21 protein-coding genes, 1 tRNA gene and 1 pseudogene are annotated in these 23,072 nt (G+C 65.5%); 11 read left to right on the forward strand and 12 right to left on the reverse strand.

Annotated features, from left to right (window positions below; all coding sequences use genetic code 11):
* Nucleotides 1-558: 558 nt before the first annotated feature.
* On the reverse strand, nucleotides 559-1,155 hold the full coding sequence (locus Q8N10_RS07485) for a plasmid pRiA4b ORF-3 family protein (protein ID WP_304782586.1): 597 nt from the start codon (nucleotides 1,153-1,155) through the stop codon (nucleotides 559-561).
* 35 nt (nucleotides 1,156-1,190) lie between these two features.
* Nucleotides 1,191-1,757: pseudogene (locus Q8N10_RS07490) on the reverse strand (IS66 family transposase zinc-finger binding domain-containing protein); the annotation flags it as partial.
* A gap of 390 nt (nucleotides 1,758-2,147) precedes the next feature.
* On the opposite strand from Q8N10_RS07490, the gene Q8N10_RS07495 reads away from it, so the two are divergent.
* A complete protein-coding gene (locus Q8N10_RS07495) occupies nucleotides 2,148-2,339 on the forward strand; it encodes a stress-induced protein (RefSeq protein WP_304782583.1) in 192 nt (63 codons plus the stop codon).
* A gap of 160 nt (nucleotides 2,340-2,499) precedes the next feature.
* Here the strand turns inward: Q8N10_RS07495 and Q8N10_RS07500 are convergent.
* From Q8N10_RS07500 to Q8N10_RS07510, 3 genes are all read right to left on the reverse strand, one after another.
* Nucleotides 2,500-3,671, reverse strand: a protein-coding gene (locus tag Q8N10_RS07500) for an IS3 family transposase (RefSeq protein ID WP_304782580.1) whose coding sequence is annotated in 2 segments (ribosomal slippage) — nucleotides 2,500-3,392 and nucleotides 3,392-3,671 — 1,173 coding nt in all. Because the reading frame shifts where the segments join, the coding sequence is not laid out codon by codon here.
* Between the two features lie 328 nt (nucleotides 3,672-3,999).
* Nucleotides 4,000-4,245 (reverse strand): hypothetical protein, encoded by a 246-nt coding sequence (locus Q8N10_RS07505; protein ID WP_304782574.1) that lies wholly within the window; start codon nucleotides 4,243-4,245, stop codon nucleotides 4,000-4,002.
* 549 nt (nucleotides 4,246-4,794) lie between these two features.
* A complete protein-coding gene (locus tag Q8N10_RS07510) occupies nucleotides 4,795-7,221 on the reverse strand; it encodes a TonB-dependent siderophore receptor (protein WP_304782571.1) in 2,427 nt (808 codons plus the stop codon).
* Between the two features lie 548 nt (nucleotides 7,222-7,769).
* Here Q8N10_RS07510 and Q8N10_RS07515 point away from each other — a divergent pair.
* The gene (locus Q8N10_RS07515) at nucleotides 7,770-8,036 is read left to right on the forward strand and encodes a type II toxin-antitoxin system Phd/YefM family antitoxin (protein ID WP_304782568.1); all 267 of its coding nucleotides are present in this window, start codon (nucleotides 7,770-7,772) and stop codon (nucleotides 8,034-8,036) included.
* 5 nt (nucleotides 8,037-8,041) lie between these two features.
* Complete coding sequence (locus Q8N10_RS07520) at nucleotides 8,042-8,467, forward strand: growth inhibitor PemK (protein ID WP_304782565.1); 426 nt, start codon at nucleotides 8,042-8,044, stop codon at nucleotides 8,465-8,467.
* Here the strand turns inward: Q8N10_RS07520 and Q8N10_RS07525 are convergent.
* From Q8N10_RS07525 to Q8N10_RS07535, 3 genes are all read right to left on the reverse strand, one after another.
* On the reverse strand, nucleotides 8,409-9,602 hold the full coding sequence (locus Q8N10_RS07525) for an AGE family epimerase/isomerase (RefSeq protein WP_304782562.1): 1,194 nt from the start codon (nucleotides 9,600-9,602) through the stop codon (nucleotides 8,409-8,411). The genes Q8N10_RS07520 and Q8N10_RS07525 overlap by 59 nt on opposite strands.
* Complete coding sequence (gene galE, locus Q8N10_RS07530) at nucleotides 9,603-10,589, reverse strand: UDP-glucose 4-epimerase GalE (RefSeq protein ID WP_304782559.1); 987 nt, start codon at nucleotides 10,587-10,589, stop codon at nucleotides 9,603-9,605.
* Nucleotides 10,590-10,982: 393 nt separating this feature from the next.
* Nucleotides 10,983-11,756, reverse strand: coding sequence for a molybdopterin-binding protein (locus tag Q8N10_RS07535; RefSeq protein WP_304782556.1), 774 nt, complete (start codon nucleotides 11,754-11,756; stop codon nucleotides 10,983-10,985).
* A gap of 57 nt (nucleotides 11,757-11,813) precedes the next feature.
* Here Q8N10_RS07535 and sfsA point away from each other — a divergent pair, with 57 nt between their 5' ends.
* Nucleotides 11,814-12,533, forward strand: a complete 720-nt coding sequence (gene sfsA / locus Q8N10_RS07540; RefSeq protein ID WP_304782552.1) for a DNA/RNA nuclease SfsA — start codon at nucleotides 11,814-11,816, stop codon at nucleotides 12,531-12,533.
* Between the two features lie 5 nt (nucleotides 12,534-12,538).
* Nucleotides 12,539-13,363: a type I methionyl aminopeptidase gene (gene map, locus Q8N10_RS07545; RefSeq protein WP_304782549.1), complete on the forward strand. Its 825-nt coding sequence runs from the start codon at nucleotides 12,539-12,541 to the stop codon at nucleotides 13,361-13,363.
* A 3-nt stretch (nucleotides 13,364-13,366) separates the two neighbouring features.
* Here map and Q8N10_RS07550 read toward each other — a convergent pair whose 3' ends face one another.
* Entirely contained in the window at nucleotides 13,367-13,657 is a 291-nt protein-coding gene (locus tag Q8N10_RS07550) for a hypothetical protein (protein ID WP_304782546.1), read from the reverse strand.
* Between the two features lie 215 nt (nucleotides 13,658-13,872).
* Here Q8N10_RS07550 and Q8N10_RS07555 point away from each other — a divergent pair, with 215 nt between their 5' ends.
* Complete coding sequence (locus Q8N10_RS07555; RefSeq protein WP_304782543.1) at nucleotides 13,873-13,983, forward strand: hypothetical protein; 111 nt, start codon at nucleotides 13,873-13,875, stop codon at nucleotides 13,981-13,983.
* Here Q8N10_RS07555 and Q8N10_RS07560 read toward each other — a convergent pair.
* Both Q8N10_RS07560 and Q8N10_RS07565 read right to left on the reverse strand, forming a co-directional pair.
* Nucleotides 13,980-14,702 carry a SapC family protein gene (locus Q8N10_RS07560; protein ID WP_304782610.1) on the reverse strand — a complete coding sequence of 241 codons (723 nt, stop codon included), beginning with the start codon at nucleotides 14,700-14,702 and terminating at the stop codon, nucleotides 13,980-13,982. The genes Q8N10_RS07555 and Q8N10_RS07560 overlap by 4 nt on opposite strands.
* 155 nt (nucleotides 14,703-14,857) lie before the next feature.
* Nucleotides 14,858-14,943 (reverse strand) — tRNA-Leu (locus Q8N10_RS07565).
* 274 nt (nucleotides 14,944-15,217) lie between these two features.
* On the opposite strand from Q8N10_RS07565, the gene Q8N10_RS07570 reads away from it, so the two are divergent.
* Nucleotides 15,218-15,490: a hypothetical protein gene (locus Q8N10_RS07570; protein WP_304782540.1), complete on the forward strand. Its 273-nt coding sequence runs from the start codon at nucleotides 15,218-15,220 to the stop codon at nucleotides 15,488-15,490.
* Nucleotides 15,491-15,749: 259 nt separating this feature from the next.
* On the opposite strand, the gene Q8N10_RS07575 is transcribed toward Q8N10_RS07570, so the two are convergent.
* Entirely contained in the window at nucleotides 15,750-15,971 is a 222-nt protein-coding gene (locus Q8N10_RS07575) for a helix-turn-helix domain-containing protein (protein ID WP_304782536.1), read from the reverse strand.
* 100 nt (nucleotides 15,972-16,071) lie between these two features.
* On the opposite strand from Q8N10_RS07575, the gene Q8N10_RS07580 reads away from it, so the two are divergent.
* From Q8N10_RS07580 to Q8N10_RS07595, 4 genes are all read left to right on the forward strand, one after another.
* Nucleotides 16,072-16,566 (forward strand): RNA polymerase sigma factor, encoded by a 495-nt coding sequence (locus tag Q8N10_RS07580; RefSeq protein WP_304782531.1) that lies wholly within the window; start codon nucleotides 16,072-16,074, stop codon nucleotides 16,564-16,566.
* Nucleotides 16,567-16,584: 18 nt separating this feature from the next.
* The gene (locus tag Q8N10_RS07585) at nucleotides 16,585-17,589 is read left to right on the forward strand and encodes a FecR domain-containing protein (protein ID WP_304782526.1); all 1,005 of its coding nucleotides are present in this window, start codon (nucleotides 16,585-16,587) and stop codon (nucleotides 17,587-17,589) included.
* Between the two features lie 132 nt (nucleotides 17,590-17,721).
* Nucleotides 17,722-20,742, forward strand: coding sequence for a TonB-dependent receptor (locus Q8N10_RS07590; RefSeq protein WP_304782523.1), 3,021 nt, complete (start codon nucleotides 17,722-17,724; stop codon nucleotides 20,740-20,742).
* 136 nt (nucleotides 20,743-20,878) lie between these two features.
* Nucleotides 20,879-23,056, forward strand: coding sequence for a S9 family peptidase (locus tag Q8N10_RS07595; RefSeq protein ID WP_304782520.1), 2,178 nt, complete (start codon nucleotides 20,879-20,881; stop codon nucleotides 23,054-23,056).
* Nucleotides 23,057-23,072 lie beyond the last annotated feature (16 nt).

Raw genomic sequence — 23,072 nt, forward strand, 5'->3', positions numbered from 1 at the left:
GCGCCGATCACACGCTCACGAAGATCAACTGACAGCGCCTTGCTCATAGGTGCCAGCCTCCGTCACCAGCACAGAGCTTGAATCAGAATCCGCGGGCCCTGGGAATCCCCAACGATTCAATCAGGTCGCAGAATGCTCTAGAGGCCGGAGAGGGATTGGCTGTCAGCAGCCTCGCCACCGCGCGCGGTGGCCTTAAAGCTGCTGATGTTTTGAACGGCCTGAAGGCTGGCGTTGAGCGGGGCCTTCTCAAAAATGGTCCCAACGGGTTTATAATGCTCACCGAAGCAGGCTTCGCCGAGCTCTGAGAACGGCGCTCAGGAAAAGAGCTACACAACACTGTGGGCGCCTCAGACGGGCAAGCTCCCGAACTCCTACACTGCGGCAAACAGCAAGCTGGACTCAAAAGGTTGGCTTCAGGCCGTCGACTATCTCCAAAGCTAAACGCGAGAGCACGCCGTCCGACCGGACGCCCCCCTTAACATTCAGCGGCGCTTCCCAGTCTTGGCCAGCGGGACCCGGCAGGCGCGCTGCGCCGTACCCATCCGGGGAGTGCCGCGGTTAGCGAGATTTGCGCGGCTTGCGAGCCCAACGTCCGACGACGCGTTGGATTGCGTCGTATCGATCCGTGGTGGGGTCGGCGATCGGATTGAACCTCGTCCCGAGGATGTCGAGGGCGTCGTGATGGCTCTCGTCAGCGGGGTCAGTGTAGGCCTGGACGAGATCGGCGTAGCCGAACGGCCCGCCGCAGTCTTCCGGCGGACATGGCCCCTTGGCGTAGGCCAGGAACGTTGCGTCGATGCCGGCGGGAAGGGTCTCGAACCGATCGAGCTTGACCGTGTGGCTCCAACCATCTCCGAAGTCGTAGAGGTAGGTGAACCGCTTGGCGCCCGTCTGGGTCAGCGCCTGCTGGAGCGTGGTCTTGCGGGCGTCGAGGGGACCATCCCCAAACAGATTGTCCGGGTCGGCCGGCCCCCATCCGAGATTACGGATTCGGATTTCCCACAGGTGGCTATTGGTCCATCCCATGGCCGCCTGCAGCACTTCATGGAGTCGATCCAGGCGGATCCTGAGAGGAACGACGATCCAGCGCTCAACCTTGGGCTCGACATCGTCGAGGGCGATCTTGAGGCGCGCGATCTTCTGGTCTGCGGTCATGCCGCCGTTTTAGCGCGCGCCTGGGCCGGGTCCCAGTCGCGGCAGGAGACTTTCTCGCGAACGGTCTGGATCACCTTCCACTGGCGCGGGATGACCTCCAGGGTCTCGGTGACGTCCTCGCCGAGCTTGCCTAGGCGCGCGCCGCCGCAGCAGGCGCAGGTCTTCGGCGCCTCGATCACCAATCGCTCGCGCGGCAGATGCCCTGGAAAGGGCTGGCGCGAGGGTGTCTTGCGGGTAAACGCCTTAACCGTGGTCGTGGCCCGAGCGGCGGCCTGCTCGGCGGCGAGTTCGTCCTGCGTGGCCGAGGCTTCCAGCTCCTGCAGCTGCAGCTCCAGCTGATCAAGCAGCCGGCTGGACCGCTCAGAAAACGTCCCGAACCGCTCGCGCTTGAGATTGAGCTTGGCGATCTGCAGCTTCAGATGGGCGATCAGCGCCTGGTCATCAGCGCGCTCGGCCTTGGCCGCGGCGACTTTAGCGATAGCTACGGCCGCATCCGCGCGGTCCAGATCACGATCGGCATGCGCCGCATCCAGCTCGGCCTGCATGCTGGCCAGCGCCGCCTTCAGCGCTTCGACATCCTCTGGAACCGGGGCGGCCGGCAACGATGGCGCTGCCCCCGAACGCCTCGTCCAAATCGCCAGCTTCTGCTCGTCGGTCCACGTCCGGCGGCGCTCGCCGGTCAGCAACGTGAGCTGGCTCATCCAGTGCTCTTACGCCCGCTCATACGACCGGCCATATGACCAGACTTAAACGCTCAGCATCGCCAACCGTCTCAGGCCGGCAAGGCGGCCCTCACCGGAGGGATACGCTGCGCCCCGCGCGGACCAAGGGAGAAGATGGGCGTCACTCAGAAGCGCGTGGATCATTTGGCATCGCTTAGCGACTTGGCACGTTGGCAGAACTCAGCAGCCTGCACCGCGTATCCGAGGTCCTATGTCAGACGAATCCACCCCCCCCCCGCAAAGCCGAAGGCCCGAAGGGGGTTTGCGGCGATGTCGCCCGAGCGGCGTCGGACAATCGCCATCAAGGGTGGGGCGTCTGTGCCAGCAGAAAAGCGCTCGTTCTCAATCAATCGGGACTTGGCGAAAGACGCTGGGCGCAAAGGCGGTTCAGCGGAAGCCAACAAGTACAAGCCGACCGACGAACCACCTAAGGAACCGACGCGGCGCAGACGCCCGTTCTAAGCTCACTACCGCGCGGTGAGTGGGCGCGCCTTTACGCCCAACCGGGATTTGTCTTCCATCCCCGCTAGCCGGGCGCCGCTGGAAATTGGGAGGAGAACGAGCGCCGCCCATTCCCTGTCAGCCGTCTATGAGTGATCTTCCCCCTAATTTGTGGACGGGGTTAAGCCGCTCTTCGTTCGGCGTCGGCTGGACTGATATATCCCAGTGCCGAGTGCAGGCGGCAGGGATTGTAGAAGCCCTCGATGTATTGGAACAGATCGCGCCGGGCCTGGTCGCGGGTGGCGTAGACCCGGTGATGGACCCGCTCGGTCTTGAGGGTGTGGAAGAAGCTCTCCATCGGGGCGTTGTCCCAGCAGTCGCCCTTGCGGCTCATCGACGGCGTGATCCCCTGTCGGGCAAGGGCTGAGCGATAGGCCTCGGCGGCGTACTGGATGCCGCGGTCGGAGTGGTGGATCAGGCCCGGAGCCGGCCTCTGGCGTTCGACAGCCATGTTCAACGCCTCCAGAGCGATCTCGGTGTGCAGGGTCTGGCGCATGGACCAGCCGACGATCTTGCGGGTGTGCGTGTCGAGGATCGCGGCCAGGTACAACCAGCCTTCGCCGGTGGGGATGTAGGTCAGGTCGGCGAGCCAGATCTGGTTGGGCACCGCTGCGGTGAAGTTACGGGCGAGCCTGTTCGGGGCGATCGGATAGCCATGACGGCTGTCTGTCGTCCGTGTCCGCCGCGGCAGGGCGGCCAGCCCGCGAAGCCCCGCGCGACGCATCAGCCGCTCGATGCGGCAGCGTCCGACGCGGCGTCCATGACCGCGAAGAATGGCGTGCACGCGCGGCGAGCCGTAGGTCCCGCTACTCTCGGCATGGATCAGGCGGATGTCGTCGAGCAGCGCCCGGTTGGCCGCTGCGCGCCGGCTCTCGGGCCTGCCCCGCCAGGCGTAATAGCGGCTGGCCGACAGCCCCAGGACCGCGCACATCACCCGAACCGGCCAGACCTTGCGATGCTCATCGACGAACCCGAATTTCATCGGGAGGTCGCTCCGAAGATGAGCGCGGCTTCTTTTAGGATGTCGCGCTCCATCCGCAGCCGGTCGTTCTCACGTCGGAGCTGGGCGTTCTCCGCGGCCAGATCAGACGGCGACGGGGCCACCGCCTGCGTGTTGGGGCGCCGCGAGGTCCCCGTCGCCTGCGCCCCGAACTGGGTCATCCATCGTCGAAGCACCGTCTCGTGCAAGCCCAACTCCCGGGCCACGGCGCCGACCGACAGGCCGCTGCTCCTCACACGATCCACTGCCTCCCGCTTGAAGGCCTCCGGAAAAGCCCGGCGCGTACCACTCATCAGACACTCCTCTCCAGCTCCGAAAAGCTAGCATGGGTGTCCACTGAAACGAGGGAGGATCAGAGCCAACCTCCTTCGGCCCAACGTTTCAGGCAGGACTCGCGCTCTTTGCGGCCCTGCCCGTGATCCCGCTCGCGGTCTGGTCAGCATGCCGCGTCGCCGCAGCTGTCCTGACGGTCGTGAAATAGCCGACACGCCACAGTCAGCCCCCCCCCGCCGGGCCTAAGCCTGTCGGCTTGGTAAGTGTCGCTGTCGTCCCGCAGGCGCGCCTCCCACAGAGTTTGCGGCGCTGGATTTCGGACCGCTTGCGCGGGAAAAGGCGGAGCCGTCAGGCCTTGGGTCCCTGCGGTGGTTTCCAGAGCAGGATGATAACCGACAACATCGTGGCCCATGCCCACAATTTCGCCGCGACGAACGTAGCTTGCGAAACTTCGGTGAGGTGACCGCGATTGTTGAGGAAGTAGCGCCCGAGCTCGAGTTTGCCCGTTAGGGCGTCCCCTGCCGTCAGCTGAACCACCATGAAGGAGATGATGTTAACCCAAATCGCGATGCGGAAGAATCGCCACCTGTTCATCGGGCCTCTCCCTTTCCTCAAGCGTCTACGACGTCCGGCTCGGGCAGACGGGTTTGTGAACGCAGTCTCGCCACAAAAGCCCGTTTTCGGCATGGCGGCGCTGACGCCGGCCCAAGCTGAATTCATTGATGGCGCGACTTGACCCGGCCTGCGCGCGCGAAGCAACCCAAGGGGTTCGGCTACTCAGCGGCTAATAGGTGGCGGACCACTCCGGCCTGGACAACGACGAGCAACAAACCGCACACGGCGACTAGGTTCACGGTCCTGAAAAGCCACACCGCGACGGGGTGCTCACTCCATTGAGCCTCCGCTGGCACGGCACGGCCTTGAATATCCCATTCTGACGTTGTCATGCTCGACCCTTCTGTTCGACGGAGGATCTGCTGCAATAAAGACGCCAGATAGGTGCAGCGTCTTGATGTCCAGCAATGGGGACCTGTTGGATCCGACACACAACAGGTGAGCGCTCCTTGCACCCGTCGAGCCACGAACAATAGAAAACGGCGCGGCCACAAGGCCGCGCCGTCCTCTACTTTAAGCCTCAGTCGGCTACCACTTGTAGCTCAAGCGGCCATAGACGAACCGGCCGTTGAAGCCGAAGGGCGAGTAGCCGGGGAAGCCGATCGATCCCGTGGCGCCGCTGATGCTGGTGGGGGTCGAGCGGGGGTACTCATCAAGGATGTTGTTGGCGCCAAGCGCCAGGGTCACCCCCATCGGGAAGGTGTAACGCCCCTCCAGGTCCACCAGGGTCGCCCGACCCGTGCCGATATCGAAGGCCGGATTGTTGCTCGGCGACAGGACACCGTCATAGTCGGTAACCTTGGTGCTGAGGGCCAGGTTGTTGCGAGTCCAATCAGCGCTAAACACCAGCTTACGTTCCGGCGTGCCCTCTTCGTAGGTCAGGCGATTGGCCCGGTCGAAGAGGAAGGCCGGCTGCGGTAGGGCCGACAGGGTCGGCAGAGCCGGGGTCTTGGTCACCTCCGTGGAATTGAAGTTCGCCGCCGCCGTCAGGTCCAGGCGGCTGTCACCCAGGTCCATACGGTAGCGAGCCACCACGTCGACGCCCTTTGTGGTGGTGTCCACGCCATTGATGAAGAAGCGCGCGGCGCTAACGCCGAAGGGGGCCAGCAGGGCGGTGATCGCCGCCGACGTCGCCGCAGGCGTGCTGGTGTTGGGCAAGTTCTCCGACAGGACGATGCGGTTTTCCAGATCGATCTGGTAGGCGTCGACGGTCAGCTCGAAGGCGCCCGCACGGTACACCATGCCTAGGGAGTAGTTGACCGAGGTTTCAGGCTCCAGCGGCTTGGCGCCAAGGGCGCGCGCCACGGGGCTGGACACCGGGAAGGTGCCCACCTCGATGAGCTGGAAGGTGGTGCCCACCAGCACGTTGTTGGTGGAGGTGTAGGTGAAGTACTGCTGCTGCAGGGCCGGAGCCTTGAAGCCCGAGGAGACCGCGCCACGCAGGGCGAAGGCCTCGTTGAAGTCGTAGCGCAGGGCAAGCTTCCCTGTGCCCTTGCCGCCGAAGTCCGAGTAGTCCTCGTAGCGGCCGGCGATGTCGAAGCCGAACTTCTCCGTAAGCTTGCCTTCCACGTCGACATAGACGGCGTAGTTGTGACGCGAGACGTCAACTTCGTTGGCGGGACGGAACCCGGGGAAGCCCTGGGAGACGCCAGCCTTGGTGGGGTCGGGACCCACCGTATAGGAGGCCGCCTCGCCCGCCCCGATCCCGAAGGACTCGTCACGGTACTCAAGGCCGCCCGCCACATTGAGCGGCTCCGCCAGGCCGACATCAAAGGTGCGCGACAGGTTCAGGTCGACGATCCACTGGGTGTACTCCAGGGAGCCGGCCCGGAAGGTTCTCGGCGAGGCCGCGCCATAGGAGGCGTTGATCGAGTTGACGACCGTGTATTCCAGCTCGTTCTTGCCGTAGTTGGCTGACAGATCGACCTTCCAGCCAGCGGTCTCACCCTTGATCCCGCCCTGCAGGGTGAGGTCGGCGATCTCGGTCTCGATCTGCGGCAGGAACCCGCCCGGATAGACCGCCGCCACGTTGTTGGCGTTGTTGTAGGCGCGCGCGGTGGCCGCGGCGTTGGTGTCGCGTTGCTGATAGCCCGCGAAACCGTAGACCGACCAGGTGTCGTTAAGCGGCAGGCCGGCATTGGCGAAGACCGTGTAGCTCTCAACCTTCGGATCGCCGTAGCGGCCGATGATGCGGCCGGGATTGTAGAGCGGAAGGGCGACGCGGTCGGCATAGTCGGAACGGTTGGTGGGGTTGCGCTTCACATACTCGCCCGACACCGTCAGGAAGCCGTCGTCGCCAAGGCCAAAGCCCTGCCAAGCCGCCAAGGACTGGGTGACGCCGTCCTTGGCGTCGCGCTTGCCCCGCGCTGTGCGCACCGTGGTGTTGTAGACGCCGTAGTTGTAGGTGGCGCCGCCACCGGAGGCGGCCTCGCGCAGGCGGATGTTCATGACACCAGCGATGGCGTCGGCGCCATACTGAGCCGAGGCCCCGTCTCGCAGAACCTCCACACGGTCAACGGTGACGGTGGGGATGGTGTTGAGGTCGAAGGCGGTGGAGCCGCGACCAATGGAGCCGTTCACCGCCACCAGGGCCGAGACGTGGCCGCGCATGCCGTTGACCAGCACCAGGGTCTGGTCAGGAGCCAGGCCGCGCAGGGTGGCCGGACGCACATGGTCGGTGCCGTCGGTGATAGCCGGACGCGGGAAGTCCAAGGCAGGCGTCAGGTTCGCCAAGGCCTGAGCCAACTCCGTAGATGCGCCTTGGCGCGAGATCGCCTCAGCGCCGATGACGTCGACAGGCGCCAGGGTGTCGAGACGCGAGCGGCCGACGGTGCGCGTGCCGGTGACAACCAGCTCGTCGACATTAACCTCCTCGGACGCGGACTGAGCGGCGGCCGCGCCGCTCCACAAAGTCATGGCGGAGGCGGCGGCGAAGAGAAGCGAGCGATAGCGCATGAGAGAACCCCAAGATCATCCGGACTCGGCGGATTGTTGTGCAGCTTCTAGTCCCTCTCGCCTCGCGCTAGGGGCGTATTTTTACAACAACTGCCAGAAACTTCGCAGTCGCATCGCATTCAAGTCAGGGCTTCCAGCGATCAACATTTCACTTTCTCCATGGTGACGCTTGTTTTGGCTTGGACAGATGCCCGCCGTTGGGCGGCGCCGCCCCGACCTGCGTAGACGTCATCAGGCCGGGCTATGCAGCTCGTGTTGGCGACTGGAGAACCAACAAAGCATCACGTGAAACAGCCCTGGCTGTTGCACGACCCCAGCCCGTCCGGGGGCTAGGTGTTCCCCCGAAATAGTGGACGGGGTTACGCCGCTCTACGTTCCTTCTCGGTTGGACTGATATAGCCCAGTGCCGAATGCACGCGCCGGGATTGTGGCCTCGGCCAACCAATGCATCCGGTCCGGATGCATTGGTCCGAGCGTGGACGGCCTCCTGGATCGCAGCCATGACGGAAGTCCGGAAAATCCGCATTTTACGGACTATGGAGGTCGCCATGATCGAAGTCCCTGCAACCGAGATCGCCAAGCGCTTCTCACGCTACCGCCAAGCGGCTCAACGAGAGCCCGTCGCTGTGACCCACCACAACCGCGTCACAGAGGTCTTGATGTCGAAACACGACTACGACGAGTTCGTACGGCTTAAGAGTCTGGCCACCCGCGCCCAATGGACCCACGAGTTGTCAGCGGAGTCGCTGGCGGCGCTCACCGAAGCGCGCGTCGACCCGGCGCATGAACACCTCGACGCCCTGCTGGACGAATAGGTCCCGTGGCCCTTCCGAAGCCAGAAATCGGCCTCGTGATCCGGTTCAACTATCTCTGGCGATGTGAATGCGACCAGGGACGTGACAACGCCCGCTACCCGCGCCCTTGCGCGATCACTCTGTCGCATCGGCGCGCCGCCGATGGGCTGATGATCGTCATGGTCGCGCCAATCACCCACTCCGCACCGACCGCCGACAGATCGGCCTTGGAGATTCCGCCGAGAGTGAAGGAACATCTGGAGCTGGACGATGCGCGATCTTGGGTGGTCGCCGAAGAAGTCAATGAGTTCGCCTGGCCCGGATTCGACCTAGAACCCAACCAGGATGGCGAGATCGCTTACGGCATCCTGCCTCCACGACTCTACAACAAGGTCAGAGACATGGTGATCGAGAGCGCTCGCTCCGGGAGCTTGGGTCGTATTCTTCGTTAGCGATGGCGGCGGCGATCGCCTCAGCGACGCTCGCCTGGTGCCGGCTCAGCTCCGCAATGGCGCAGATGATGTGGTAAAAGGAGCTGGCCGGTGCCGGCTCGTCGACGAAGGTCCCGTCGGGCCGGAGCTTGTCGTACCAGGCACCGGCGGCCGGGGTCTGCAGGTAGAGCCACAGGCCGTTCGCCGCCGCCAAGGCGTCGGCTTCCTGGCCCAAGGTCAGGGCGGCCTTCATATATTCGGTCTGGGGCCAGAGCCGGGCCTCCGGCTCGCAGACCATGAGGTTGTCCCACAGCGCGTTTACGGCGATGCCGCGGGCGTCGACGCCGCGCTTGCCGTGCTCGAACAACTTTCGGGCGGCGTCGAGGGCGTCCTGGCGGCACCGCAGCCGTCCCCAGCGCGACATCAGCCAGGACCACTCAAACTGATGGCCTGGCTCGACCCGCCGCCCGTCATCTCCGGCCGCAGGCTTCCAGTCCTCGTCGAAGAACTCCCGCAGGAAGCCGCCGTCCGCGTCGATGAAGGTGGAGAGCGCCATCTCGGCCATCTCGTCGGCGAGGCTGTCCCAGTCGCCCTCCCCCGCCTCGATCCAGGCCAGAGAGGCCTCCAGGACATGCATGTGGCAGTTGGACTGATTGGGATGGTCGTCGGTCTCGCGGAACCCGGCGTTCGGGTGGCGCAAGGCCTGCAGGCCCGAGCGGGTCCGGGCCGCTTCGGCCGGCAGGTCGCGGCCATAGCCGCCCGCCGCGTGCATCATCGCCATGCCCAGCAGGGCAAAGGCTTGGTCATAGACCGCCACACCGTCGTCCAGCGCCTGCCCATCGAGGGACACCAACTTGCGGACCAGACCATCTGGGCGTTGGAAGTGCTCGAAGGTGTAGTCCAGAGCGTGCCTCGCCGCCTGCTTCCAAGGCCCCGTCCAACCCAGGCTGCCGGCCGTCGTGAAGACATAGACCTGTCGGCCCTGCACCCGCCCGCGGCGCGGCGCGGGTGCAGGATCGCCCTGAACGGTGAGCGCTTCCAGGACGCCACCACGCTCATGGTCGACGCCGAGCCTCCACCAGAGCGGGAGAGCGGCGTCCTTCAGCCAGGCGTCGTAGGCGGCCAGGGCTTCGGAAAGCGTGTTGAAGGTCGCCACCTAGTCCTTCCCTCGCGCCGACTCGGCCTGATGCCAGCGCCACGCGGACTCTATGATGTCGTTGAGACGGTAGCGCGGGCTCCAGCCCAGGACCTCACGCGCCTTGCGGTTGTCGGCCACCAGGGCCGGCGCGTCGCCGGGACGGCGCGGCGCGGTCTGGGCATCGAAACCGCCGCCCGCCACACCCTGGATGGCGGCCACCAACTCGCGGACGCTGGTCCCCGTGCCGGTGCCCAGGTTGAACACATCACTCCCGCCGCCCGCCAACAGGTGGCGCAGCGCCAGGACGTGGGCATCCGCGAGGTCGAGCACATGAATATAGTCACGCACCGCCGTTCCGTCGGCGGTAGGATAGTCGTCGCCGAAAATCCTGAAGCCGTGGTTCGAGCCCATGGCCGCGCGGATCGCCAGGGGGATGGCGTGGGTCTCCGGCTCGTGTCGTTCGCCGATGCGCCCCTCGGGATCGCAACCGGCGGCGTTGAAATAGCGCAGGATCACCGAGCGGAAGCCAGAATAGCGGTCCAGATCGCGCAGGATCTGCTCCACCATCAGCTTGGAGTGGCCGTAGGGGTTGAGCGGCGCCTGGCGATGGCTCTCGTCCATCGGAACCTGCACCGGATCGCCATAGGTGGCGCAGGTCGATGAGAAGACCAGGGCGTTCACCCCGGCGCGACGGGCCGCCTCGATCAGGCTGACCGCGCCCGAGACATTGTTCTCATAGAAGCGGCCTGGATGCAGGACGCTCTCGCCAACCTCGATCAGGGCGGCGAAGTGGACGACAGCCGCGGGCTTGTAGAGGCTGAACACCTCGTCCAGACGCGCGGCGTCCCGGATGTCGCCCTCCTCCAGAGGTCCCCACTGGGCGAACGCCGCGTGGCCGTTAGACAGATTGTCGAACACCACGGGACGAAAGCCGGCTTCGGACAGCCTCAGGCAGGTATGCGAGCCGATATAGCCGGCGCCGCCGCTAACCAGGATTGTCTGCATCTCTCCCCCAGTCGCGGCGGCGATGACCGGCCTCTAGAAGAACCGTTCGGCGATCCGGATCGTGTCGCCCGGCGCAACCGGCGTGTTGGCGTCATATCAGAAGGTTTCGCGAAGTTCAGTGAAAATCAGACCTAAAAGTGAGCGGCCGTTCGCCTGACGAGCGAACCTTCACGCGCCCGCCAAGCCCACTGGGCAGGGCGTGTTTGCTTTAGTGGGGTTGTTGAGCGGCGTCCATCACGGCGTCCGGCAAGACGACCGAAGCGGCGCTTATGTGTTCATGCGCGCTCGACACAGCTTGGACTCCGGGTCATTTCGGGTCGCGGTCGCTACGCCCGTAGACAAATCGACCCAAAGCGGGACGCGCGCACCCCAATGCTATCGGTCCGCCCCGACCTAGGCCGGGATCTCGAGTTCCGCCACCTTCGCCACCCCGGCCGCCTCCAGCGCCGCGATCAGCTCCGCCACCGTCGCCTCCAGCTCCGCGGCGTCCCGCCCGCGCAGCACCAGGTTCGAGCCATAACCGCCCTCGCCGTAGAAGGGGTAGCTCCCCAGGCTCATGCCCGGGTGGGCCTTGGCCACCGCCTCCAGCGGCGCGGCGATGACACCTTCGCCCGAGCCTTCCACGCGCACCGTGCGGCTCAACACCACCGCCCCGCCCTTCAGCCGATGACCAACGTCCTCCAGCATGCCGCGCATGATCTGCGGCACGCCGGCCAGGACGAAGACATTGCCAATGGTGAAGCCAGGCGGGCCCTGGACCGGGTTCTTCACCAGGTCTCCGCCAACCGGCACCCGCGCCATGCGCCGGCGCGCGGCGTTGGGCTCGGCGCCCCACCGGGCGCTCATCATCGCGATGATGTCGGGGTGTTCGTAGAGCGCGACGCCGAAGGCCGCGGCCACGGCATCGGCGGTGATGTCGTCGTGGGTCGGACCAATACCCCCGGTGGTGATGACATAGTCGTAGCGGGTCCGCAGGGCGTCCAAGGCGGCGATGATGTCTTCATGCACGTCGGAGACGGTGCGGGCCTCCATCAGGTCCACCCCGTGGACGCCGAGATAGAGCGCGATGTCACGCAGGTTGGTGTCCTGGGTGCGGCCCGAGAGGATCTCGTCGCCGATGATCAGCACCGCGGCGGTCACCGCCCCCTGCCCCGCCGGACTACCCATCGCCGCTCTCCTCGCCTAGATCAGGCTTCCGCTTAGCGTATCGGACGAGCCGCGCCCATGGACTTCGACCAACCGCTCGTTCGTGGCCGCCTGGTCAGCCGTTACAAGCGCTTCTTCGCCGATGTGGTGCTGGACGACGGGACGGAGCTGACCACCCACTGTCCAAACCCCGGCGCCATGCTGGGGCTGAACACCCCGGGCTTCCCCGTGTGGATCTCGAAGTCGGACAATCCCAAGCGCAAGCTGGCCCACACCCTGGAGATCGTTGAGGTCGACGGCGGTTTGGTGGGGATCAACACCATGCACCCCAACCGGCTGGTGGCCGAGGCCCTGGACCTGGGCCTGATTCCGGAGTTGGCCGGCTACGCGTCGGTCCACCGCGAGGTGAACTACGGGGTCGCCAGCCGCATCGACTTCCTGCTGGAGAGCCCGGGTCGCCCGCCGTGCTGGCTGGAGGTGAAGAACAGTCACCTGAAGCGCGGCGGAACCCTCGCCGAGTTCCCCGACTGCGTGGCGGCGCGGTCGCTGAAGCATCTGGGAGAGTTGAAGGCCATGGCCGCCCAGGGCCACCGCGCGGTCATGCTGTTCGTGATCCAGCGCACCGACTGCGACGCCTTCGCCGCCTGCGCCGAACTCGACCCCAAATACGCCGCCGGCCTGATCGACGCGGCGAAGGCGGGGGTTGAGGTTTTGTGCTATGCTTGCCACATCGGTGCGGACGCGATCCGCATCACCCACGCCATCCCCTGGCGCGACGCCCCGGCCGTCGCGGAGTAACGAGCATGACCCTGACCGACGTCCTCGAGGCCGAGACCCGCACCGGCGAGATCCGCCTCCATGGCCCGGAAGGGTTTGATGGCATGCGCGCCGCCGGCAAGCTGGCCGCCGAGTGCCTGGACATGCTAACCCCGCACGTCGTGCCCGGCGCCGTCACCGACGACCTGGACCGGCTGGCCCGCGAGTTCATCCTCGATCACAAGGCCCTGCCCGCCTGCCTGGGCTATCGCGGCTACACCCGGACGGTCTGCATCTCGGTCAACCACGTGGTCTGCCACGGCATCCCCGGGGAGCGGCCCCTGCGCGAGGGCGACATCGCCAATATCGACGTCACCGTCATCGTCGACGGCTGGCACGGGGATCATAGTCGCATGTACGGCGTCGGCGCCATCGCCCCGCGCGCCAAGCGGCTGATCGACGTGACCTATGAGGCCATGCAGCACGGCCTGGACGCCGTGAAGCCCGGCGCCCGGACCGGCGACATCGGCTTTGCGATCCAGCAGTATGTCGAGGCCCAGCGCTGTTCGGTGGTGCGGGACTTCTGCGGCCACGGCCTGGGCCGGGTGTTCCACGATGCGCCCAACATCCTGCACTTCGGCCACAAGAACAGCGGTGAGCTGCTGCGGCCGGGCATGTTCTTCACCATCGAACCCATGGTGAACCTGGGCAAGCACCCAGTGAAGGTCCTCGCCGACGGCTGGACGGCGGTGACCCGCGACAAATCGCTGTCAGCCCAGTGCGAGCATTCGGTGGGTGTGACGGAGACCGGCTACGAGGTCTTCACCCTGTCGCCCATGGGCCTGTTCAAGCCGCCGGTTCAGGGCGACTGAGGCCTAGAAGAACATCGCCCGGGCGGCGGTGATCAGCAGGGCCCAGCCCGCGAGACTGCCCACGGTGATGAAGGCCAGGGACCGGCGCGGCGACCAGCGGCGGTCATCATCCTGGTGTTGAGAGAGACTGGCGGCCAGATCGGCCTGCAGCTGGCGGGCCGGACTGTCGATCGGATCAAAGGCGCCGTCCGCCAGGCGCACCGGCGATGGCGCGAGAACCCAGGCGTCGGCGGGAACCGGCGGAATGCCGAGGGCCTCATGGGCCGCTGCAACGCGTTTCTGTGGGCGGGCCATCGCTTGGATCTCCAAGAAGGACTCAACCTGACCACCTTGAGTCTAACAAATCATCTCCCTGCGTAGTTACTGAGCGGTTAGCTGCGTCGATCCGCCTCGCCCGCCCCGCGCCAATCTGGAACGAATAAGGAACATTACCCGGGCGAACCGTGGCGGAGCGGGTCCATGGCGGACGGTGGCGAACTTCAGGGCCTGGAGCGGGCGCCGACGTTCAGATGACCCGCGAGATCGTCGAGGCCGGTAAGACGCTGCGCATCGCCATCCATGACGACTTGGTAGTCGGCCGCGACGGGTGGCCAGCTTCAAGGGCGCTGGGATTGTTCTAGCGGTCGTTGCTCACCAACAGGTCGCCAAGCCGGGCCCAGTTCAGCGCAGAGTGCATCTGCGCGTAGATGGCGCTCATCCATCCCTGACGGCGCAGCAGCAGGAAGACCTCGTCGGGCAAGGCACGCAGCTTGGCCTCGTCGATGGTGGCGAAGCCCGCCATCTTCAGATCACCGCCGGTGGGTAGCTGGATGGTGGCCGCCCGACCCTCGAGAATGCCGCAGGCCACCAGCGCTTCGACGAAGGGCGCGGTGGCGAGGTCCGCCGCGCGCAGTGACTTGCAGAAGTCGAAAGCCGACTTGACGATCCGCGACGGCTCTCCGTCGGCGAACAGGGGCTGACCCGCACCCTGCACCAGGATCTCCGGATGATCCTCAATGCAAAGCTGAACGCCCCGCTCTTCGCCTTCGCCATACTCGGCCAGGATGAAGGGATAGCGGCGGACATAGGCCGGAACATAGGCGCCCTCCAGCCAGGCGCCCTTGGCGTCGACGAACAGGTTCTCGTCCTGCCGCAAACCCACCACGGCCACCGGCCGCGCGCCGCCCTCGGTAGTGAAGGCGATGGGATAGGACAGGGCGGCGATCGGAATCTCCGCCAGGCTGACGGGGATGGCGTTGGTCTTGCGCGCAAAGCCATAATCCAACGCCTCCGCCAGCCCCGCCGCGCCATGCGCGGTCGGGTGAAGGGCGACCGGATTCTGATAGAAAAGTGGTCTCATCACGTGACGAACAGCTCCCCCAAGCTATTCCGTCCGCAAACCTCAGGCGGCGGACGATTGCTCCTTTAATCATGGGTTAAGGACTGACGCCATCCCGCATGCCACAGCATGGGTAACAACGGTCGCCGACCACCCGGGCCGCGCTTCCGCCACCTTGGTAGGGACACCGGGAGTCGAACCCGGACGGGCTATGCCCAACGGATTTTAAATCCGGTGCGTCTACCAGTTCCGCCATGTCCCCGCGCCAGAAGCGCACTTACGAGCACGCAACAGACTGGAAAATCAGGCCTACAGCACGAAGCTTGCTGACGTCGAGAAGAACGATGCCGGCGACCTTACGGCAGGCCAGCCACCCGGGAACGATACCACAGCAAAAACAACAGACTGTCTGAAAATTCCGCTCGACTGCTCGGCCCTTCCTGAGCATCAATGTGCTTAGGACATGCCTTTGTTCGCGCCCCCGGGTTTTGGGGCTTCTGGCAGTGGGGCGCTCATCGCCGGCCAGGAGACGCTGCATGACGCAATTTCAGATCACTCAATCTCGAACCTGGGGCCACAACCTCACCGCGACGGTGCGCGAGAAGCCAAGACTGCTCGCCTTCCCCCCGCCCCTCGGGCAGGAAGAAATCCGCGAGATTCTTACCCTCCAGCAGGCCCTTGATCGGTGCCTCGCGCGCTGTCGTCTGAAGGGTCGATCCGAAGCCACGATCCAAGGCTACCAGGACGTCATCACCCGCCGCGGTCGCGATTTGGCTGGGCCGGACACTCGACGAGTTGGGGCGCCGTAGACGCGCCTTTGTCGCTTGTCATACCTAAGCTCAGCTCGGGCCCAACGACGGACACCAGTTCATGCGCGCCTTCCGGGCGATCTATCGGCGCGCGCGCAGGTTTGACACACATCTCTCGCCGCCGCCAACGGACGTGATCGAGTACAATCCCGGGCGTCGGCGTGAGAGATCATAACCGACCGCCCGGGTGGCTTGCGACGGTCGAAGGCAGAGGAACCCATCGTCAGAACCTGGTACCCTGCCCCCCCGCCCGCTACACCTATCTTAGATTGCTGCACAACTGCGCAACGCTGATCCCAAGAGCCTGAGCGAGCTTGAACATGCTCTTAATGCTAGCATTTCGCTCACCGCGCTCGACCAAGCCAACGTAGTTGCGGTGGAGATCGGCCCGCCCGGCCAGTTCCTCCTGGCTGATACCCTGCTGCTTCCGCCAATGGCGCAATGCTCGGCCAAATGCCTCAAGATCTGCGTCGCTAGTCACCCACCAAAGGTTGCTTTTCCGCGCACGCCGAACTACACACTGTGAGTGTGTATTTCACCACTTGGCAATTCAATGCACTCGGACTTCGGAAGGGCGCGCAATGAACGGAATGAGCGGCCATAGCTTGGAGACGGCGGGTATCACCGCAAGTTTCTTGCGGGAAGCCCAATGGCTCTCGCGCACCTTGCGTCAGCGTTTCAAGGTGCAGGGCGCTGAGGATATCGTGCAGGAGACCTACCTGAGGTTGGCCACTCAGACCGACGTCCAACACCCTCGCGCCCTCCTGCTCCGCGTGGCCGTCAACATCGCCCGCGATCAGCTACGACGGGCGATTGTGCGAGATCGTCACGCCGCTCAGGCTATTCGTTTCGGCGGCACTCTGTTGTCACCAGCCGATCAAGCTGAGACCCTACTGCTGAAACAGATCGTCCTCTCACTCCCCGCCGCGGATCGCGAAATCTTCGTTCTCAGTCGCTTCCGAGGTTTGACTTACGACGAGATTGCGCACCACTCTGGATTGTCCGTCAAAACGGTGGAGTGGCGGATGTCGCGATCGTTGGCGCATTGCGCAAAGCTGTTGCGGGACACCGACTAAGGCGACAGAGAGCGCGCCATGGACGAAACGGCCACGGACGACGCCCGCGCAACGAGTGAAGCAGCCGACTGGTTTGCTCGGCTTGGCGCGCGCTCCGTCACCAACAGCGACGTCGCGAACTTCGACATCTGGCGGCGAGATCCGCGCAATGATGCGGCATACGCCAGGATTGAAGCGCTGTGGCGAAAGGCCGACCGCCTGAAGGGCGATCCCGAGATCGAAGCGGTCGCCGAAATGGCGATCCGCCCTAAGGAGCCCCCTCCCCCTACAAAGCCTGTCTCCGGCTTGAAGCTCCCACCCGCTACGGTGAAGTGGACGGGCCTTACTGCCATGGCCTGTGCCGCCGTGGTGCTAGCGTCGCAGTCAATCTGGCGCGGCGAGCTCTACTCCACTGAAACCGGCGAACAGAGGGTCGTAAGCCTCAGCGACGGATCTCAGATCAAACTGGATACGCGCACGCGTTTGCGGGTGCGGTTCAGCAAGAGCGCGCGACAAATCGAACTCGAAGGCGGCCAAGCCTTGTTCACAGTGGCCCACGACGCCAAGCGCCCGTTCTTGGTGGACGCGGGGGATACGGTGGTTCGCGCCGTCGGCACCCGCTTCGACGTCCGCCGGGACAATCACGACGTGAGAGTTGTCCTCGTCCAAGGCGTAGTCGAGGTGCACGACGAGAAGGCGCCGGCGAGCGCGCCTGTACGGCTTCAGGCTGGAGAAATGCTGACGCCAAAGGCCACAGGCATGACCCCACGCGCCGCCGATATTGAGGCGGCTACGGGCTGGACCCAGGGCCGCATCGTGCTGCGCAGCGTGCCGCTTAGCCAGGCTGTCGCAGAGGTCAATCGCTACAGCCATGACCGGCTCGAGCTTGAACCCGGGCCGATCGGCGCGACGCAGGTGAGCGGTGTCTTCGACGCCGGCGACACCGAGGCGTTCCTGGCCGCGGTCAAGGACCTGCATGGCCTCGTGCCCGAGCGTCAATGGAACGGCGCCCTTCGTCTGCGGAGCCCGCCTCCGTCTAGCTAACCTTCAAGAGAATTCGTGGTGCGCTCCAGGGTCAAGCTCGAGCTGGCGCGTCTACCCCACTGATCCGACGCAAGAGCCGCCGCGATATCGCAGGCGCCGGCGGCGGCCAGAGGGGAAACCATCGTGCCAAACATGTCGCGTCGCCTGTCCCGAGTCCTTGCTCCCAGCCTGCTGCTGGCCCTTGCCGCGGCGCCGGTCGCCGCTGTGGCGGCGGAGCCAAGAATCGCTTTCAGCATTCCCGGCGGTGGCCTGGAGCAGGCCCTGGTTGCGTTTGGCGCGCAGTCACGACTGCAACTGCTCTATCCCTCCGAGCTGGTCCGCGGGCGCCGGACGAGCGCCTTGCAGGGCCTATTTACGGCCGAGGACGCCTTGGCGCACCTGCTGGCCGGCAGCGGCATCGTCGTTCGCCGCAGCCGGCCAGATGTCTTGGTGCTTAGAGAGCGAGGATCGGGCCTGAGTTCAGGAGACAGCCAGACCCGCCCAGTGCTCGCGAGCCTTGGCGCCCTTCCGACCGCGGCGGCGGCCGTGCCTGCGCTGACGGCTCCGGCCATTCTCGATGAAGTCGTGGTCACCGGCAGCCATATCCGCGGAAGTGGAGCTGGAGCCTCGCCGATCGTTGAGTTGAGCCGCGACTCTATCGACCGCTCGGGCTTTGCGACTGTGGCCGAGGCGCTGGGTGCGCTGCCGCAAGCCTTCGGTGGGGTCAGTTCTCCCACCAGCGCGATCACGGCGACCGACACGCTCGGCACCAATGGCGCGCTGTCCACGGGCGTCAATCTGCGCGGCTTGGGTAGCGACGCCACCCTGGTGCTGATCAACGGTCGTCGTATGGCCGGCACCGGCTCGCGCGGCGACTTCTCCGACGTCTCCGCTATCCCAACCGCGGCCATCGCCCGGGTCGACGTGCTGCTTGACGGCGCTTCAGCGCTCTATGGCTCCGACGCGGTGGGCGGCGTGGTCAACATCATCCTGCGCCGCGACTTCAAGGGCGCAGAGTCACGGTTCAGATTTGGTCACGCCGAGGGTGGCGCAGGCTCGGTGCAGTTTGGCCAAACCCTAGGGACCACCTGGTCCAGCGGCAGCGCCCTGCTCGCCTACGAATATGAGCAGCGGGAAGCCCTGCCCTATTCAGCCCGGGCCTACACGGCGACAGCTGACCTGCGAGGCTTTGGCGGGACCGACCACCGTACCTTCCTAGCACACCCCGGCAATGTCCTTGTGCTGGCGGGCGGCGCCTATCAACCGCGATACGCCATACCAGACGGGCAAGACGGCCGGGGGCTGACGGCGGCAAGCTTCTTGCCCGGCCAAGTCAATCTGGCCAATCCGAACGCCGGAATGGATTTGACGCCGCAACAGACCCGCCAGGGCTTGTACGGAAGTCTCACCCAGAGCCTGGGCGAGCATGTGGAGCTGGCCTTCGATGGCCGCTTCAGCCGCCGGGAGTTTGCTTACCGCGGCGCGCCATCCGTCAGCACCATCACCGTAACGCCCGCCAACCCCCACTTCGTTTCGCCGACCGGCGGAGCAAGCACGGTGGTCGGCTACTCCTTCTTCGATGAGCTGGGCGCGAGCCGTGGTGGCGGCACGGCGGAGAGCTTCGGCGTCACCGCTGGCGCCGACATCCGGCTGGCCGGATCCTGGCAAGCCCAGATCTATGGCGCGCTGGCGCAGGAGCACAGCCAGACCCGGACTCAGAACGTCATCAACAGCCTGCTGCTGCGTGAAGCGCTGGGCGCGACGCCCGACAATCCGGCGACCGCCTTCAACGCGCCGCGCGATGGCTACTTCAACCCGTTTGGCGCAAGCAGCGGCAACTCACGCGCCATCCTGGACTTCGTGGGGTCGGGTTACACCGCGCCAGAATTCCGCAGCCGGGTGACCACCCTGAGCGCCCAGGCCGATGGCGATCTCTTCACCCTACCGGCCGGCGTCGTGAAACTCGCCGTCGGAGCCCAGACCCGGCGCGAGACCTTCAAGCAGCACATCGTCACCTTCCGATCCACGGCGACCCCGCTCACCCTGGTGACGCCCGACACCAAACGGACCGTGAGCGCGCTCTTCGCCGAAGCGCGCGCGCCGTTGATCGGCCCGGCCGACAACGCCTCAGCCCCGCGCCTGGAGATTTCGCTGGCGGCGCGGTTTGAGCGCTATGACGACGTTGGTGACAGCACCAATCCTAAGATCGGGCTGATCTGGCGCCCAACCCCAGACCTCCGCCTGCGCGCCACCTATGGCACGTCGTTCCGCGCCCCCTCGCTCACGGAGGTCAATCAAGCCTATAGCGTGGGGCCGACCTTCCTCAACCAGGGGGCCGCTCGCATCCTGACCCTGATCCAGACCGGCGGGAACACCAGCCTCAGGCCCGAGAGCGCCACCTCCTGGACAGCCGGCGCCGACTACGCCCCGGCTGCAATCGCGGGCCTGTCCCTCGGCGCGACCCTCTTTGAGACGACCTTCAACGACCAGATCGGCCAGCCTGTTCTCGCCAACCTGGCAGGCGCCCTCAACGATCCGGCGCTCAGCGCCTTCGTCACGCCCCTGGACGCCAGTCGGCCAACCGACCTGGCTCTCATCAACGCCCTGATCAGCGACCCCAGCTACGGCGCCAGCACAACCTACCCGCCAGCGGCCTTCGGCGCGGTCCTGGACGCCCGTTTCGTCAACACCGCCAAGGTGCAGGTTCAGGGCCTGGATCTCAACGCGGGCCTCAGCCTTGACCGTGGCGCCGACCATTTCGATTTGGCGGCGAACGCGTCCTATCTCTTGGCCTATGCCCGCCAGCTGACGCCGACATCGGCCTCGAGAGACCTTCAAGCCGTAGCTGGCAATCCGGCGCGACTGCGGGCGCGGGCCAGCGGCGGATGGAGCCATGGCCCGTACGGCGCAACCCTTTCGGTCAACTATCTCGGCGATGCGAAGACCTCGAGTGGCGTGGCCATCGACAGCTGGACGACCGCGGACCTGCAGTTGCGCTGGGCTCCACAGAGCTCGAGCGGTCCTCTGGCCGGGCTGATGCTCTCGGCCAGCGTTCAGAACCTCTTCGACAACGACCCACCCTTTTACGATGCCCCCCAGGGCATCGGCTATGACCCGGCGAATGCCAACGCCATGGGTCGGGTCGTGTCCCTCCAGCTCACCAAGCGCTGGTAAGCGACCGGTCTCTCACGCCATTCGCCCGGGTCCCCACCTCGGCTCGGCGTGAGAGATCGGCATCGCGCTACCCACCATGTGGCAGCCCGTCAAACTCGTCTTACCCGTGCTTTCCCTGGCTCTGGCGACCCCGGTCATGGCGAGCCTCGATGTCGGTGGCTCTGGCATAGGCTCCCCTGCCCTGCCGGCGCGCCTGACAGCGGTCGACCACCGGCCAGGAGCGACCCGGGGCTGGACGCTCTCCGACATCGTGGAGGTGACCCGGATCACCAGCGTTGCGATTAGCGCTGATGGCGCGCGATGGGCTTTCGTCGTCAAACAACCGTCGCTCGATTTGGCTGAGAGCCGCTACGGCCTCTATGTCGGTACGGGGGACGGCCCTGCGCGCAAGGTGGCTGACAGCGCCTACCTGGCAGATCTGCAGCCGCGGCCAGGCCATAAGACCTGGACCCTACGGGGCGAGTTTGGTCACGGGGTGCAAGTCTACGACATCGACGATGCCGGCCGACGCACTCCCCGGCTGGTGCATCAACCTCTGTCGCAGGTGGGGGGCGACACCAGTCTTGCCCCAAGCGCTAGCGAACCTGCACGCGCCACAGGCGTCCTGGCCTTCGGCTGGAGCCCTGACGGTAAAGCCCTCTGGTACGCGACGCTGCGCCCCCGCTCGGCCAAACGGCAGCGGGCTTGGCGCGAAGAAGGTCTCGCCTATGTCGATGGCCGGACGACCGCGACAGACTTCTACGCTGAACCTCCCGCGGAGGCGGTAGAGCTCTGGGTGCGCGAGACACGGTCAGGTCGCGACCAGTTGGTTGCCCAATCACCCGGGGATCGCAGCACCGCCTCTGTGGCCTTCCGAGGCGGCTCGGTCTTCTGGGATGGCCCGCAGGGTCTGGTCTACCAGCGTCCCGGCCTCTCAGAGACTGGAGCACCAAACCAATCGTCCTGGCGCTTTGACGTAGCCACAGGCTCATCTGCACCTCAGCCGCAGAGCGGCGGTGTAAGAACCGCCTCAGGCCGGCTGAGGCTCACGCGGCTCGACGGCGGAAAATACGAGCTCTCCGAGGTTTCGTCCCTGGCGCGCGCGCTCACCTCCCTCGGGTCGGTAAGCTACAGCGGCATGGGCGGCGCGCTGGGGGTTTGGCGAAGCCCAGGCGGCCAAGTCCTATACGGTGTGCGGCAAGCCGATCGCCTTGGCTTGGCGGCTTACCCGGCGCAGACACCTCTCAGCCAGGTGAGGGAGAGTCTCCATCCCTGCGCATTCGACGAGAGCCTTCGGGTCGGGGTCTGCGGCCGCGAAAGCCTGACCCGCGCCCCGGAGTTGGTGAAGGTGGGGCCGTCCACCGGAGCTGTCCGTGTTCTTGCGCGGCCCAATGCGCGCTATGACACCATCTCGCCGCTAACCAGCGAGCCTGCGACGTGGACCAACCGTTTCGGCACGGTCAGCGGCGGCTACATAACTTACCCGCGCAACTACCAACCAGGGCGGCGCTACCCCGCCATTGTCATCACCCACGCGGCTGACGCCCGAAACCTGTTCGCCGCTGAGACTTTCCAGTGGGCCTTCCCGCTGCAAGTCCTGGCCGAGCGCGGCTATGTGGTGCTCTCCGTCAATGAGACGACCTCCGATCTGTCGGTCTCAGACGCCTATGGGTCGGCCCACAGCAATCTGTCTCCCGCCCGAATGCAACAGGGCATGGGGCTGGACGCCGTGGCCACGATGGAGGCTGCCGTGGCTGACGCTGTCGCCCGCGGTCTCGTGGACCCACAACGCGTCGGCATCGCCGGCTACAGCCGCGGCGGGATCGTCACGACCCTGGCGCTGAGCCAATCGAAGGTGTTCCGGGCCGGCATAAATGCAGACACATCCTTCTTCAGCGCCGGCGGCTTTTACCGGGGCGGCATGGTGCGAGAAATCTATCGCGGGCTGTTTGGTGGCCCTCCCCTCGATCCGAGATATGCCGCCGCTTATCGCGCCTTTTCACCCTCGGCGCGGGCGGACCGGTTCGCCGGCCCCCTCCTACAGTTGTTCACAGGCCGGTCTGCAGCCAGCGCCCTGGAGTTGGACCAAGCTCTTAAGGAGGCCAAGATCCCGACCAAGCTCATCGCCTATCCCGGCGAGACACACATTCTACATCGGCCACGCACCGCAATGGCGGCGATGAAGGCGAGCCTCACCTGGTTTGAAACGTGGCTCGCGGAAGGGGCAGATGGCCGTCAGGTTCTCCCGGTGGGGAGCGGGGCCGGCGACAAGGTGGCCTTCGACCTAAAACTTGAAGGCGGCGCGGGTGAGATCACCGCGATCACCAAACAGTAGGGTGCGATCGGGCTGG

The organism is Phenylobacterium sp. (assembly GCF_030693625.1).
Lineage (GTDB): Bacteria > Pseudomonadota > Alphaproteobacteria > Caulobacterales > Caulobacteraceae > Phenylobacterium > Phenylobacterium ferrooxidans.

Excerpts from the sequence above, each read along its gene's own strand:
- Q8N10_RS07485 (WP_304782586.1), bottom strand. The coding sequence starts at position 1,155 with ATGACCGCAGACCAGAAGATCGCGCGCCTCAAGATCGCCCTCGACGAT.
- Q8N10_RS07495 (WP_304782583.1), top strand. The coding sequence starts at position 2,148 with ATGTCGCCCGAGCGGCGTCGGACAATCGCCATCAAGGGTGGGGCGTCT.
- Q8N10_RS07505 (WP_304782574.1), bottom strand. The coding sequence starts at position 4,245 with ATGAACAGGTGGCGATTCTTCCGCATCGCGATTTGGGTTAACATCATC.
- Q8N10_RS07510 (WP_304782571.1), bottom strand. The coding sequence starts at position 7,221 with ATGCGCTATCGCTCGCTTCTCTTCGCCGCCGCCTCCGCCATGACTTTG.
- Q8N10_RS07515 (WP_304782568.1), top strand. The coding sequence starts at position 7,770 with ATGATCGAAGTCCCTGCAACCGAGATCGCCAAGCGCTTCTCACGCTAC.
- galE (WP_304782559.1), bottom strand. The coding sequence starts at position 10,589 with ATGCAGACAATCCTGGTTAGCGGCGGCGCCGGCTATATCGGCTCGCAT.
- Q8N10_RS07535 (WP_304782556.1), bottom strand. The coding sequence starts at position 11,756 with ATGGGTAGTCCGGCGGGGCAGGGGGCGGTGACCGCCGCGGTGCTGATC.
- sfsA (WP_304782552.1), top strand. The coding sequence starts at position 11,814 with ATGGACTTCGACCAACCGCTCGTTCGTGGCCGCCTGGTCAGCCGTTAC.
- map (WP_304782549.1), top strand. The coding sequence starts at position 12,539 with ATGACCCTGACCGACGTCCTCGAGGCCGAGACCCGCACCGGCGAGATC.
- Q8N10_RS07550 (WP_304782546.1), bottom strand. The coding sequence starts at position 13,657 with ATGGCCCGCCCACAGAAACGCGTTGCAGCGGCCCATGAGGCCCTCGGC.
- Q8N10_RS07555 (WP_304782543.1), top strand. The coding sequence starts at position 13,873 with ATGACCCGCGAGATCGTCGAGGCCGGTAAGACGCTGCGCATCGCCATC.
- Q8N10_RS07560 (WP_304782610.1), bottom strand. The coding sequence starts at position 14,702 with ATGAGACCACTTTTCTATCAGAATCCGGTCGCCCTTCACCCGACCGCG.
- Q8N10_RS07570 (WP_304782540.1), top strand. The coding sequence starts at position 15,218 with ATGACGCAATTTCAGATCACTCAATCTCGAACCTGGGGCCACAACCTC.
- Q8N10_RS07580 (WP_304782531.1), top strand. The coding sequence starts at position 16,072 with ATGAACGGAATGAGCGGCCATAGCTTGGAGACGGCGGGTATCACCGCA.
- Q8N10_RS07585 (WP_304782526.1), top strand. The coding sequence starts at position 16,585 with ATGGACGAAACGGCCACGGACGACGCCCGCGCAACGAGTGAAGCAGCC.
- Q8N10_RS07590 (WP_304782523.1), top strand. The coding sequence starts at position 17,722 with ATGTCGCGTCGCCTGTCCCGAGTCCTTGCTCCCAGCCTGCTGCTGGCC.
- Q8N10_RS07595 (WP_304782520.1), top strand. The coding sequence starts at position 20,879 with ATGGCGAGCCTCGATGTCGGTGGCTCTGGCATAGGCTCCCCTGCCCTG.